Source organism: Streptomyces sp. NPDC024017, from assembly GCF_040638895.1.
GTDB lineage: Bacteria > Actinomycetota > Actinomycetes > Streptomycetales > Streptomycetaceae > Streptomyces.
Genome location: NZ_JBEZYZ010000003.1, coordinates 488,374 through 501,487, shown reverse-complemented (window position 1 = coordinate 501,487; position 13,114 = coordinate 488,374). Strand labels below are relative to the sequence as shown.

12 protein-coding genes are annotated in these 13,114 nt (G+C 70.9%); 3 read left to right on the top strand and 9 right to left on the bottom strand.

Features of this window, described 5'->3' with window-relative positions; genetic code table 11:
• Positions 1-38 precede the first annotated feature (38 nt).
• The 6 genes from AB0G20_RS10615 to solA all read right to left on the bottom strand — a co-directional run bounded on the left by AB0G20_RS10615 (position 39) and on the right by solA (position 5,970).
• Positions 39-878: an ABC transporter permease gene (locus AB0G20_RS10615; protein WP_361298951.1), complete on the bottom strand. Its 840-nt coding sequence runs from the start codon at positions 876-878 to the stop codon at positions 39-41.
• A complete protein-coding gene (locus tag AB0G20_RS10610) occupies positions 875-1,777 on the bottom strand; it encodes an ABC transporter permease (protein ID WP_361298948.1) in 903 nt (300 codons plus the stop codon). The genes AB0G20_RS10615 and AB0G20_RS10610 overlap by 4 nt, the downstream gene beginning before the upstream one ends.
• 3 nt (positions 1,778-1,780) lie before the next feature.
• The gene (locus tag AB0G20_RS10605) at positions 1,781-2,917 is read right to left on the bottom strand and encodes an ABC transporter ATP-binding protein (protein ID WP_361298946.1); all 1,137 of its coding nucleotides are present in this window, start codon (positions 2,915-2,917) and stop codon (positions 1,781-1,783) included.
• Positions 2,910-4,007: an ABC transporter substrate-binding protein gene (locus AB0G20_RS10600; RefSeq protein ID WP_361298943.1), complete on the bottom strand. Its 1,098-nt coding sequence runs from the start codon at positions 4,005-4,007 to the stop codon at positions 2,910-2,912. The genes AB0G20_RS10605 and AB0G20_RS10600 overlap by 8 nt, the downstream gene beginning before the upstream one ends.
• A gap of 83 nt (positions 4,008-4,090) precedes the next feature.
• A complete protein-coding gene (locus AB0G20_RS10595; protein ID WP_361298940.1) occupies positions 4,091-4,765 on the bottom strand; it encodes a haloacid dehalogenase type II in 675 nt (224 codons plus the stop codon).
• A 65-nt stretch (positions 4,766-4,830) separates the two neighbouring features.
• A complete protein-coding gene (gene solA, locus AB0G20_RS10590; protein ID WP_361298937.1) occupies positions 4,831-5,970 on the bottom strand; it encodes an N-methyl-L-tryptophan oxidase in 1,140 nt (379 codons plus the stop codon).
• Between the two features lie 281 nt (positions 5,971-6,251).
• On the opposite strand from solA, the gene AB0G20_RS10585 reads away from it, so the two are divergent.
• Entirely contained in the window at positions 6,252-7,871 is a 1,620-nt protein-coding gene (locus AB0G20_RS10585) for a PucR family transcriptional regulator ligand-binding domain-containing protein (RefSeq protein ID WP_361298934.1), read from the top strand.
• Positions 7,872-7,931: 60 nt separating this feature from the next.
• Entirely contained in the window at positions 7,932-8,534 is a 603-nt protein-coding gene (locus AB0G20_RS10580; RefSeq protein WP_361298931.1) for an exonuclease domain-containing protein, read from the top strand.
• 15 nt (positions 8,535-8,549) lie between these two features.
• Here the strand turns inward: AB0G20_RS10580 and AB0G20_RS10575 are convergent, their stop codons facing one another.
• Positions 8,550-10,922, bottom strand: a complete 2,373-nt coding sequence (locus tag AB0G20_RS10575) for a glycosyl hydrolase family 65 protein (RefSeq protein ID WP_361298928.1) — start codon at positions 10,920-10,922, stop codon at positions 8,550-8,552.
• Positions 10,919-11,794 carry a universal stress protein gene (locus tag AB0G20_RS10570; RefSeq protein WP_361299389.1) on the bottom strand — a complete coding sequence of 292 codons (876 nt, stop codon included), beginning with the start codon at positions 11,792-11,794 and terminating at the stop codon, positions 10,919-10,921. Before AB0G20_RS10570 ends, AB0G20_RS10575 begins: the two co-directional genes overlap by 4 nt.
• Positions 11,795-11,986: 192 nt before the next feature.
• On the opposite strand from AB0G20_RS10570, the gene AB0G20_RS10565 reads away from it, so the two are divergent.
• Positions 11,987-12,388 (top strand): cyclic nucleotide-binding domain-containing protein, encoded by a 402-nt coding sequence (locus AB0G20_RS10565; RefSeq protein ID WP_361298925.1) that lies wholly within the window; start codon positions 11,987-11,989, stop codon positions 12,386-12,388.
• A gap of 128 nt (positions 12,389-12,516) precedes the next feature.
• Here the strand turns inward: AB0G20_RS10565 and AB0G20_RS10560 are convergent, their stop codons facing one another.
• On the bottom strand, positions 12,517-13,083 hold the full coding sequence (locus tag AB0G20_RS10560; protein WP_361298922.1) for a hypothetical protein: 567 nt from the start codon (positions 13,081-13,083) through the stop codon (positions 12,517-12,519).
• Positions 13,084-13,114 lie beyond the last annotated feature (31 nt).

The window sequence follows — 13,114 nt, the reverse complement described above, 5'->3', positions numbered from 1 at the left end:
TTCGGGGAGGGCGCGGCCGGGCGCCACCAGAGGCCGGCTCAGGTGAGGGGTTCGACGGGGAGGACGTTCTGGCCGCCCCGGTGGCCGCCGAGTTTGCGGACGAGGGCGACCAGGGCGAGGGCCAGGACGGCCAGGGCGATGAGCACGGCGCTGACCGCGGTGACGGTCGGGTCGACGTCGAACTGCAGGGCGTTGAAGACCAGGACCGGCAGGGTGCGGGTGTCGGGGGTGGACAGGAACTGGGCGATGAAGAACTCGTCGAAACTGGTGATGAACGAGAACACCGCTGCCGCGATCAGGCCGGGGGTGGCCAGGGGGAAGGTGATGCGCCGGGCGATGGTCATCCGGCCGGCGCCCATGCTGGCCGCGGCGTCCTCGAGCCGTTCGTCGATACCGCGCAGGGTGGAGATCAGGATGAGGATCGCGATCGGTGCGGAGAGCACCGTGTGCCCGAGGGCGATGGCGAGGGGGCTGCCGAGCATGCCGGCCGGTTCGAAGAAGAGGAACAGGCCGAGGGCGATGACCACCTGGGGGATGAGCATGGGGGCCAGGACCAGTCCGTAGACCGCCGCGTGCAGGGGGAGACGGCCGCGGGCCAGGGCGGTGGCGGCGGTGACGCCCAGGATCAGGGAGAACACCGTCGTCAGGGCGGCGACCAGGCTGGACAGGGCGATGGAGGTGGCCCAGTTGCCGCCGGGTGCGGCCATCTGCTCGTACCAGCGGGTGCTGTACTGCTCGGGCGGGAAGGTGCCGATGCCGTCCGCGCCGAAGGACGTGACCAGGATGATGACGATCGGCAGCGCCAGGAAGAGCAGGATGGCGGTGGCGCTCAGGCCGCGGCCGATGTGTCCGGCCCGGGTGGGGGGCAGTTCCATCATGAGCTGCTCCTTCGTGCGTGCGCCTTGGTGCGGCGGAGCTTGGCCAGGCCGAGCACGCCGAGGCCGGCGAAGGTGAGCAGGAGCAGGATGACGCCGAAGGCGGCGGCGGAGTTCCACTGGTCCTGCTTCATCACCTGCTGGTCGATGAGCGCCGCGACGACGGTCTGCTTGTCGCCGCCCATCAGGGCGGGGGTGATGTAGTAGCCCAGGCAGAGGATGAAGCTGAGCAGTCCTGCCGTGCCGATTCCGGGCGCCACGAGCGGCAGGTAGATACGGCGGAAGATCGTCAACCGTGTCGCGCCGAAGCCTGCCGCCGCGGCCAGGAGCCGGCCGTCGACGCCCCGCATCACGCCCTGGAGGACCAGGACGGTGTAAGGGAGCATGACGGAGGTGGTGCCGATGACCACGCCGGTCTCGTTGTACAGCAGCGAATACGGTGCGCCGGGGGCGTGTACGGAGGTCAGCAGCGAGTTGATGATGCCGTGTTCACCGAGCATGATGATCCAGCCGTAGGTGCGGACCAGGGCGCTGATGAAGTGCGGTACGACGACGATCAGCATGGCCAGGGCGGCGAAGACGGGCCGCATCCGGGCGATGGCGTGTGCCAGGACGAAACCCACCAGCAGACTCAGCAGCGCGGTCTCGGCGGAGATCCGCAGGGTGGAGATCAGTACCGAGAGGTTCACGCCGCTGAGGGCGTCGGTGTACCAGTGGAGGGTGAAGCCGCCGCCGTCGCCCTCCAGGCTGAGCGAGAGCACCCCGATGATCGGGTAGACGAACAACACCAGCAGGAACACCGTGACGGGGACGGCGTTGACCAGGGCGATGCGGGAGCGGTGTCCGCGCTTCGCGGACGTCTTCACACGCACCTTGGTGGGTGCGACAACGGTGCCGGCCACGGCTCACCCCCCGTCCGTGGCGTCGAAGACGCTGACATCGTCCCGGTCGGCGGTGAGACAGACCCGCTCGCCCGTGCGCGGCGGGACGCCGGCGGTCTCGATCCGCAGCGGCGGCGTCCCCGGAGCGGCACCGTCCGGACGGACCGTGATCCGGGTCAGCGAGCCGACGTAGACGGCCGTCTCGACCGTGCCGGTACAGCAGCTCTCCTCGGCGCCGACCAGGCGGAGCCTGCCCGGCCGCACCGCGGCGCGCACGCTCTGTCCGGGCACGCAGGGGTGGGCGCGGGCGGTGAGCACGCCGCCGGTGTCGAGGCGCACCCGGGTGCAGTCGTCTCCCCCACCGTCCTCGACCTTGCCGGTGAGGAAGTTGGCGGCGCCGAGGAAGTCGGCCACGAACGGGGTGCGGGGGCGCTCGAACAGGCCGCGGGGGGTGTCGAACTGCTCGATGCAGCCGTCCTTCATGATGGCGATCCGGTCCGACAGGACCAGGGCCTCCTCCTGGTCGTGCGTGACGTAGACGACGGTCAGGCCGAGTTCACGCTGGATGGACTTGATCTCGGTCTGCATCTGGTCGCGCAGCTTCTTGTCCAGCGCGCCCAGCGGTTCGTCCATCAGCACGATCGGCGGGCGGTAGACCAGCACCCGGCACAGGGCCACGCGCTGCTGCTGCCCGCCGGAGAGTTCGCGGGGCTTGCGGCCGGCGAACTTCGACAGGCCCGCCGCCTCCAGGGTCTCGCCCACGCGGCGGCGGATCTCCGCCTTGGGTACTCCGCGCAGTTGGAGGGGGAAGGCGACGTTCTCCGCGACCGTCATGTGCGGGAAGAGCAGGTACTGCTGGAAGACGAAACCGAAGTCGCGCTTTCCGGGGTTGAGTCTGGTGATGTCGCGGCCGTCGACGGCGATGCTGCCGGAGTCGGGTTCGGTGAACCCGGCGAGCATCATCAGCGTGGTGGTCTTCCCGGAACCGGAGGAGCCGAGGAAGGTGACGAACTCGCCCGCCGCGATCTCCATGTCCACACCGTCGACCACCGTCGTCCCGCTGTAGGACTTCCGCAGCCCCGTCACGGACAACGACTTACCGGTCAGCGAGTGGGACCCGGGAGCCAGGGCCGAGGCGAGAAGTTGGGTCCGCTCAGGCATCGGCCCACTCCCGCCAGCGCTCGCTGACCGCTTCCAGGTTCTTGTCCCACCAGGCCACATCGGTGTCGAACCCGGTCTTCAGGTTCTGCGGCGAGGTCGGCAGCGTGGCCAGGACGTCGTCCGAGAGCAGTTTGGTGGCCGCGGGGACGACCGGGCCCTGCGGGAAGAGCTTGGCGAACGCCGCCTGCACCTCGGGACGCAGGGAGAAGTCGATCAGCTTGTAGGCCGCGTCCGTGTTGCCCGCGCCCTTCGGGATGCCCCAGCCGTTGGTGAGCCTGCGGGCGCCGTTCCACTGGTAGGCGACCGGCTGGCCCTGCTTGATCAGCTCGTCCGCGCGGCCGCTCCACAGGCTGGTCATGACGACCTCCTTGCGGCCCAGCAGCACCGCCGGAAGGGCGCCGGTGTTCCAGAACTTCTTCACCTCGCCGCGGATCCGCGACATCGAGGCGAACGCCCGGTCCAGGTCGAGCGGGTACAGCTTGTCCAGCGGCACCCCGTCGGCCAGCAGCGCGAACTCCAGCTCCGGGTAGTCCGCTTCAGCGCTCTGCAGGGAGCGCTGACCGGCGAAGGAGTGGGTGTTCCAGAAGTCGGCCCAGCCCTTCGGCGCGCGCTTCAGACTGTCCGTGCGGTAGGCCATCAGGCTCGCCCAGACGTTCTTGCCGACCGCGTGCTCCGGCAGGTTGTGCTCCGCGATTCCGGCACCCTTGACGCTCTTCAGCCGGTCGTGGTCCACCGGCTCCAGACAGTCCAGGCGGGCCATCTTCTGGAAGATCAGCAGGGTGTTGTCCATCAGGTCGACCTGCGGCCGGCCCTGCCTGACCTGGGCGATGACCTGTGCGGACTGGTAGTTGACCGTGGTGACCGTGATGCCGGTCTCCTTGGCGAACGGCTCGTAGACCGCCTTGGTGAGAGCGTCGTTGTAGGCGCCACCGCTGTTGCTGACGACGATCTTCTTCTCGCCGCCGCCGCCCGATGAGCTGCGGCTTCCGCCGGAGCCCATGAGAGTGCCGCATCCGGTCACTGCGGTGGCAGCGGCCAGCGCACCCGCGGTGCGGAGTACGGTTCTGCGTCCTATCCGGTTGTCTTCCATGACAGAGCCTCCTGGATTTCGCTGGGGGTACGGGGAGCCGTGATGCGGGGACGTACGGGTCCCGTACGGAAGGGGTGGGGAGTTCAGATGCCGAGCATGCGGTTGAGGTCGTCCAGGGACTTCACCGGCACGTAGTCGTAGCCGTGGGTCACGGGGTCGTAGCCGCGGTCCAGGAGGATCAGGTTGCGGAAGCCCATGTCGTGCATCGGCATCAGGTCGTAGCGGGTGTGCGAGGAGACGTGCACGAAGTCCTCGGGGGACGCGTCGAGTTGGTCGAGCATGTACTCGAAGGCGGCGTACCGGGGCTTGTAGTAGCCGGCCTGCTCCGCGGTGTAGACCGCGTGGAAGTCCGCCCCGAGCCGGGGCACGCTCTCCGCGAGGAAGGAGTCGTCCGCGTTGGACAGGATCACCAGCTTGTAGTTCTCGCCCATCTTCTTCAGCGGCTCCGGCACGTCCGCGTGCGGGCCCCAGCTGCGCACGCCGTCGGCGAACCGCTTGCCCGCTTCCGGGTCCGCCTTCAGGCCCCACTTGCGGCAGACCCGCTCGAAGGAGTCCTGCAGCACCTGCTCGTAGGCGTAGTACTCGCCGCGGACCTGGTCGTAGCGGTAGCCGCGGAATTCCCGGACGAACTGGTCCCACTGCTCGGCGGGGATCTGATCGCCCACCAGTTCACGGGTGATGGGGGTGATCGGGTATTCGATCAGCGTGCCGTAGCAATCGAACGAGACGTACTTCGGCCGGAACGAGGGGTCGCTCATGAAGGGCTCCACGTGTGTTCTCGAAGAAGGGGTTCGGGGGAACGGAATCCGGTTCGGTCCGTGTTTCAGACGGCGCCGGCGCCAGCCGGTGCGAGGAAGCCGACGGGGTGGTCCGTCGTGCCGTCGAGCGCCAGGTCGGCGGCGATCTCGCCCATGGCGGGCGAGAGTTTGAAGCCGCTGCCGGAGAAGCCGGCCATGACGACGATGTCGTCCTCGCCGGGGAGATGACCGACGAGCGGGTTGCCGGTGGCGGTGTAGCCCTCCATGTAGACCGACAGCCTGATGGGGTCGGGGTTCAGGTCGGGCATCAGCTCCGCGATGAGCTCGCGGAAGGTGGCGAGTTCCTCCGGGCGGACCGTGCGATCGAGCCGCTCGGGGTCGGGTACGGGCAGGTAGCGGGCGTAGGAGAGGCCCAGTTTGACGGAGATGCCGTCGGGTGACGGGAGTCCGTAGCAGTCGTGGGGGGTGCTGCGGACGAAGGCGGGTGCTCCGCCCGCGAACCAGTCGTGGCGGGTGGGGACGTGCCAGGAGCTGATCAGCCGGCGGATGTCGACCGTCCGCGGAAGGTCCGGGAGCAGGGTGTTGATCCACGGGCCGACGGTCACCACCGCGGTGTCCACGTGGTCCGTGCCGTGGTCGGTGACGATGTGCACCCCGCCGCCTGCCGCCGGGGCGATCTCGCGCACCGGTGTGTAGCGGTGCAGCCGGGCTCCCAGTTGCTCGGCGCGGGTGGCGGCGGCCTGGATCGACGCCTCGGGCCTGATGATGGAGCCCATTCGGTCGAGTACGGCCGTGTGCCCGTCCGGGAGGCGGTGCTGCGGGTAGCGACGGGCGAGTTCCTCCCGGTCCAGTACTTCGTGGTCCAGCCGGTGGGTGGTGCTGGCGGAGCGGAGGAGGCGCATGGACGCGGACTCGGTCTCGCCCATCACCAGGCAGCCGCTGCGACGGCGCAGCGGGAAGCCGGTTTCGCGCTGGAGCCCGTCCCACATCCGGTCGGCGAGCCGCAGCAGCGGAATGTACCCGGGCTCACCGAGGTGCACGGCGCGGAAGATGCGGGTCTCGCCCCCTGCCGCGCCGCGGTCGTGACCCGGCGCGTACCGGTCGTAGCCGATGACCTCGGCTCCGCGGGCGGCCAGTCGCCACATGGCCTGGCTGCCCATGCTGCCGGTGCCGATGACGGCGACGCGCTTCGGGATGCGGCGCATGAGGTCTCCTTTCGCCGGGGGTGGCATGGGTGGCAGTGGTGCCCCCCAGCACCGGGCGGACACCGTGCGGACTCTTGCGGTCCGTGTCCTGCTGGGGATGGCGTTCACTTTCGACCCGGGCGAACACGCAGGTCAACCCACACTCTGTTCCACCTCACGGCCTTCTTGAGACGGTCTGTCACGGCGAGTGTCCAGCCTGTGGAAAGTGCTATGGCCCCTCTTGTCACCGCGATGGGCCGGTGCGATGGTGGCCCCGCATCCCTCGGAAGAAAGCACCCTCTATGCCGCCCAGACGCCTGGTAAGCGGGCACTTCCTCACCATCGCGGAGGTTTTGCGCCTGCCTGTGCTCACCGAAGGGATGCCGCGCGTTCTGGCCGGAGAGTCACAGCTGAACCGTGCGGTGCGCTGGGTACATGTCACCGAGCTGCTCAACCCCGCCGACTTCCTGGAGGGCGGCGAGCTGGTACTGACGACCGGCATGCCGTATCCGCAGGACGCCTCCGAGCTGCGGGGGTACGTCGACCAGCTCGCCGATGTCGGCGCGGCCGGCCTGGTGGTGGAGCTCGGTCACCGCTACCGGAAGGTGCCCGACGAGCTGGTGGCCGCCTGCCGTGCCCGTGAGGTGCCGTTGGTCGAGCTGGCCCGCGGTGTCCGGTTCATCGACGTCACACAGACGGTGCACGCGCTCATCCTCGACGCCCAGGGGGCGCTGCTGCGGCGCGGGAGGGACATCCAGGACATCTTCACCGCTCTGACGCTGCGGGGGGCGGGTCCCGAGGAACTGGTGCACACCACTGCGGAGCTCACCGGAGCCCCCGTGGTGCTGGAGGACCTCACCCACCGGGTCCTGATGTGCGACCTGCTCGGCCGGCCGTACGAGCCGGTGGTGTCGGCCTGGTCCCGGCGTTCCCGGGCCGCGCCGACTCTGGAGAAGATCACGCCGAGCGGTCCGGAGGGGTGGCTGATCGCGCCCGTGCAGGACCACAACGGGTCGTGGGGTCGGCTGGTCCTGCTGGAGGGCCGGCTGAACGCGGAGCCCGACCCGGAACACGTCCTGGTCCTGGAGCGCGCGGCGGTCGCACTGACCATGGCGCGTCTGGCCGGACCGGCCTGGTGGGAGCGCCGGGCGCACCGCTCCGTGCTGCGGGACCTGTACGAACGTCGGTTCCGCTCCCCCGCGGACGCCCGCGCCCGCGCCGAGGCCCTCGGGCTGCCGGCCTTCGGGCACCGCCTCTTCGCCGTGGTCATCCGCCACGCGTACACCGGCACCGGGGAGCACCTCGACGAACGGGTCGCGAAGGCGCTGGCGCAGACCGGCATCCGCGCTCTGGTCGGCGAGACGGCCCCGGGCCGGATCGGTGTACTCCTCGCACTGGCGCAGGCCAGCGCCTGGCAGCCGGTCGCCGAGCGCATCGGCCGTCTGGCCCGCGAGGAACTGGGAGCGGAAGCCGTCGTCGCCGTCGGCCCGGGGGTGACCGACCTCTCCGGGATCGCCCGGTCGTGGCAGGAGGCCGAGCAGACGGCCGAGGCCGTGACACCGGCGTCCCCGGAGCGGTGGTTCTACGTGCCCGCCGATGTCGGGCTGCCGGAACTCCTGGGCGTCCTGCGGAAGGACACCCGCCTCCAGCGGTATGCGGAACGGCAATTGACCCGTCTCATCGAGCACGACGACCGCAACGGCGGCGACCTGCTGCCCGCGCTGCGCGCCTATCTGACGGCCGCCGGGAACAAGTCGGTCGCGGCGAAGCTGGCGGGCATGTCCCGGCAGGCGTACTACCAGCGCCTCCACACCATCGAACGACTCCTCGGCTGCGACCTGGAATCAGGGCTGCAGCGCACGTCCCTGCACGTCGCGGTGCTGGTTCTGGACGCGCGAGGAGAAGCTGCTCCCGGCGCCTGACGGGCACACCGATCGTCACGCGGAGTAGCCTGGCCGCAACCGGTGCCACAGGGAGACGCCTTGCGTACGTTCGTCGTGTTCGATCTCGAGTTCACGTCATGGCAGGGGGCGCTCGAGCAGGACTGGGGGGCACCGGGGCAGCTTCGCGAGATCGTGCAGATCGGGGCGCTGCGGCTGTGCGAGGACTTCTCCGTCGCCGAGGAGTTCGAGGCAGTGGTGCGGCCCGTGACCAATCCGCGGCTGTCCGCGTACTTCACCGGGCTCACCGGCATCGACCAGGAACGGGTGGACCGCGAGGGGGTCGAGCCGGCCGAGGCGCTGGGCGACTTCCTCGGTTTCTGCCGGGGGCAGTCCGTGCTTTCCTACGGGAACGACATGGTGGTTCTCGGGGAGAACCTGGGCTGGGCGCGCGCCCGTGGGGAGCAGGTCGAGAACGGCTTCCTCCCCGCCCATTTCCTCAACATCCGCCCGTGGCTGAACTCCCTCGCGCCGGAGACGGCGACGGTCAACGTCGGTCGCCTGTGGCAGGTGCTCGGCCTCCCCAGGCCCGCGGCCGGGCAGGAACACTCGGCTCTCTTCGACTGCCGTTCCTTCGCCGCGGCCATCGAGCATCTGTGCGGCACCGGAGCCGCCCTGCCCGAGGGGTGCCTGGGGCGCCCTTGAGGGCTCCTGGCCCCTTCACCCGTCCATGAGGGCCAGCCGGCACGTCTCCCCCGGCTGCACGCCGATCGCACGGTCGGGCAGCTCGATCTCGATCGGCGGGAGGCCGGACGGCGGTACGGCGATCTCCACGTGTCCGCTCGTCAGCCGCAGTCGTATGCCCCAGTGGCCCTGGTAGCGGAGGGAGAAGCCGTACGAGGACAGTTCCGGCAGCGGCACGGGGTCCAGCCACAGTGCACCGGCGCGGGTCTCCAGACCGGGCAGTCCCCGTTGGACCAGGTCGAGGGTGCCGGCCATGGCGCCGAGGTGAATGCCCTCGCCGGTGGTACCGCCCTGGAGGTCTGCGATGTCGCCCCGCAGGGCCTCCTGGCAGTACCGCCAGGCCTCGGCCCGTCGGCATCGGGCCAGGACCCAGCCGTGGACCAGACCGCTGAGGGTGGAGCCGTGGCTGGTGCGGGCCAGGTAGTGGTCGACGGTGCGCTGCCAGGTCTCCTCTTCCAGCCGGTGGCCCAACCGGCGGAAGAGGCGCTGGAGTTCGGAGGGTGAGAAGAGGTAGCCGAGCATCAGCACGTCGGCCTGCTTGGACGCCTTGTAGCGGTTGACGCTGTCGCCCTCGGCCTCCAGGATCCGGTCCAGGCGCCTGATGTCGCCGTAACGATCGCGATAGTCGTCCCAGTCGAGTTCGGCGAGATCGCCGTAGCCCTCGAACTGGCTGATGATCCCGTCGTGGAAGGGAACGTGGAGCGTGCGGGAGACCTCCTTCCAGCGGTCGGGTTCACCATCGTCCAGGGCGATGCGTTCGAGGAGTTCGCGGCAGCGGGGCTCGGGCAGGACGCGCAGCACCTCCAGTGCGCGGGCGAGGACCCAGGCCGCCGTGACGTTGGTGTACGCGTTGTCGTCCAGGCCCGGCCACTCGGCACCCGGGTAGGCCTCGTGGTACTCGTCGGGTCCGACCACACCCCGGATGCGGTGCCGCCCCAGGTTCTCGTCCCACGTGGCCGAGTCGGCCCAGAAGCGCGCGATCTGCACCAGCATCTCGGCGCCCTTGGTGTGCAGGAACTCCGCGTCGCCGCTGGCCTCGCAGTACTGCCACACGTTGTACGCGATCGCCGAACCGACGTGGTGCTGGAGGTGCGTATGGTCCGGCAGCCAGCGGCCCGAACGGGGGTTGAGGTGCAGCCGCTGGGTCTCCTCGCGTCCGTCGCTCCCGCTCTGCCACGGGTACATCGCGCCGCGCCGGCCGACGGCCCGTGCCGCGGCCCGGGCCCGGTCCAGGCGCCGGTGGCGGTAGTGGAGCAGGGCGCGGGACACCTCGGGGAGGTGCAGGTTCAGATACGGCAGGACGAACAGCTCGTCCCAGAAGACATGCCCGCGGTAGGCCTCGCCGTGAAGCCCGCGGGCCGGTACGCCCACGTCCAGGTCGGCGGTGTGCGGGGAGAGGGTCTGCAGGACGTGGAAGAGGTGCAGGCGCAGGATGGCTCCGGCTTCTCCCGGGGCGTCGAGTTCGGTCCTGCGCCACAGTTGGTCCCAGGCGGTCCGGTGCGATGCCAGCAGGTCGTCGAAGCCCGGTGCCGCGCCCACCCGGTCCACGGCCGCCTGCAGCGGATCACTGATCGCCGGGTCGTGTGAGGTGTGCAGGGCGACGGTCTTGTCGACGACGGCGGCACGGCCCGGGGCGAGGGGCAAAATGGCGCGCTGAACGGCGTGTGAGGGTTCGTGCGCGTCCGTGATCGGGCCCTGGGCCGTCAGCCGGGCGGCCATGCCGATCCGGATGTCCGAGGTGCGGGTGCGGCAGCGCAGCCAGACCGTGCCGGGGACGGTGGTGCCGGTGTGCACATGGGTCAGGTGGCGACCGTCCAGGTCACGGTAACGGGGCACCCCGGCATTGACGACCGCCCCGTCGAGCGCGGCCTCCACCTCCAGCTCGCCGGTGAGGTCCTCGGCGGTGAATTCCGTGCGCAGCGCCCCGAGGTGCGGATCTCCCATGTGCACCAGCCGCTGCTGGCGCAGGGACAGCGGCCGACCCCCGCCGAGGCCGTACCGGGTGCGGCGCTCCAGCAGGCCCGAGTCGAGGTGGAGGGTCTCCCGGTGGTCGAGGACGGTCGCCGTGTCAGGGGTGAGCCACGGCCCGCCTGCCAGGCGGAAGCGCAACGGAAGCCAGTTGGGGAGATTGACCAGGTCCTCGTTCTCGACACGGCGGCCCGCGACCTCGGAGGTGAGCCGGTTGTAGCAGCCCGCCGCGTAGGTGCCCGGGTAGTGCACGTCGTCCGCCGTGCACTCGGGCAGCGCCCCGCGGGTGGCGAAGTAGCCGTTGCCCAGCGTGCACAGCGACTCCCGCAGCCGTTCCTCGGCGGGGCGGTATCCCTCGTGCTCCCAGGTCCGGGCCGTCACGGGATCGTCTCCGCGTGGACGCGCCGCGGCACGACGGCCACCGGGCATTCGGCGTGGTGCAGCAGCGTGTGGGCCACGATGCCGAGCTGGAGCCCGAGGTGGCCCTGCCGGCGCCGGGTTCCCACGATGACCAGATCGGCCGCGGCCGAGCGGTGCACCAGCACCTTGCGGGCCGGGCCCTCGACCGTGGCGCGGTGCACTCGGACGCCGGGGTGATCGGCCACGGCGTCGCGGAGCAGTTCGTCGAGCTCGGTGCGGGCCCGCTCCTGGTGGTCCCGGTCAGGTGCTTCGGCAGATCCGTGCGCGGGGCGGCGCCAGGCCCGGACCACGTCCAGGACACATCCACGGGCCTCGGCCTCGCGGAACGCGAAGCGTGCCGCTTCTTCGCCGGTCGCCGGGTCTCCGGCGCCGAGCAGGATCCGCCGGTGGGTACCGGCCAGGCCGGCCTGGTCGCCGCGTACCACGACGACCGGGCAGTGAGCACGCGCCGCGACGGCCAGCCCGACGGAGCCGAGCAGCAGTCCCTTCAGGTCGCCGCGGCCCCGCGAGCCGGTGACCAGGGCGGTGGCGTTGTCGCCCTCGTGCAGCAGGGCGTCCGTCGCGTCGGCGGGGAGGACCTCGGTGGAGACCTTCACGTCGGGGTTGCGCCGCCCGGCGCGCTCCGCAGCGGAGGCGACGATGTGGTCGGCCGACACCTGCCCGGCGGGGCGGTCCGGGCCGACCGACGGGGTGAGGCCCTCGTACCGCTCCCAGAGGGATCCGTGGACCAGCCGCAGGGGAAGTCCGTGCCGGGCTGCCTCGTCCACCGCCCAGTCGACCGCCGGCAGACTGCCGTCCGATCCGTCGACACCCACGACCAGGGGAAGTTCCATCGTCATCGTGCCCACCGCCTCGTGCCCGGCATGGTGCAGATCCACTCTCACCGTCGCACCCGCCGCAGCCGGACGCGAGGGGCGGTCGGTCCCTTGCAGGGGCCGTTCGGCCCGTAGTGCGCCGCAGGGGCCGGGCACAGGCTGAAGTCAGCGGCCCGAGGACTCCGGCACCACCGAGAAGCCCAGCGGCTGATGCGCGTGGCTCGCGAGGTGTCCTTCGACGTGGGCACCCGCATGTTCGAGGAAGGGCGGCGCGCCGACCGGTTCTGGATCGTGCGGACCGGGACTGTCGCGCTCGACCTCCGTGTCCCGGGCCGACGGGCCGCTGTCGTCGAGTCCCTGGGCCACGGCGAGCTCGCCGGCTGGTCGTGGCACTTCCCGCCGTACGTGTGGCATCTGGGCGCGGAGGCGGTGAGCCCGGTGCGCGCCTACGAGTTCGACGCGGAAGCGGTGCAGGCGATGTGCCTCCGGGACGCCGAGTTCGGCCGTGCGATCGCCGACTGGGTCGGCCGGGTGGTCGCCCACCGGCTGCACGCGTCGCGTGTCCGGTTGCTCGACCTGTACGCCCCGTACGGCAGCGGGAGCCGGCTGTGAGCGACGTCCCGCCGCCCGGCGGCGGGAGGCGTACGACCACGCAGGACAACCCGCGCAAGGCCGGGAGCAGCCGCCCGGAGTGAGCCGCGCCAGGCCGTACGGCAACCGCGGGACCGGCCGGCTCCTGGTCAGCCGGTCATCCGCTTCCTCCACTGCGGCCCGACCCGCGCCCACTCAGCGTCCCAAGCGGCGAGCCGCTGCCGGTCCAGTCGCAGGCGCACGAGCCGTCCGCACACCCATACCGTCGCCGCGGTGCCGGCACCGGCCAGGACACCCGTACCGGCCGCCTGGAACATCGACTCCGTGGGGGTGAGGGGCGTGTCGACCAGCTCACCGGAGCGGTCGGTCCAGACCGTCACCCGGGTTCCGGCCGCGGCGGCGGGCTCGACCTCGGTCCGTCCGGTGTGCGGTGAGCCGTCCGGTGCGGTCCAGCGCACCGTGGCCAACACCGTGTCGCCGCCGGAGCCGTCCGTCGTCACCTGCGGGGCCTTCGGCGCCCGCTCCGTCAGCACGGCCCGCACGGCCTGCGACTCCGCTCGCTGTTCGGCGAGAGAACGGTCCACCCCTCCGGCCGCGACCAGGCCCGCGATCACCCCGCCCAGCGCGGCGAGGACCCAGGCGAGGAGCACGGTCCAGGCCTCCAGGCGGTCACTGCGGCGGCGCAGAGGATTGTTCCGCCACCGCCACAGTCGCACTCCGGCGACATTCCCACGACGTGTCCGAGTC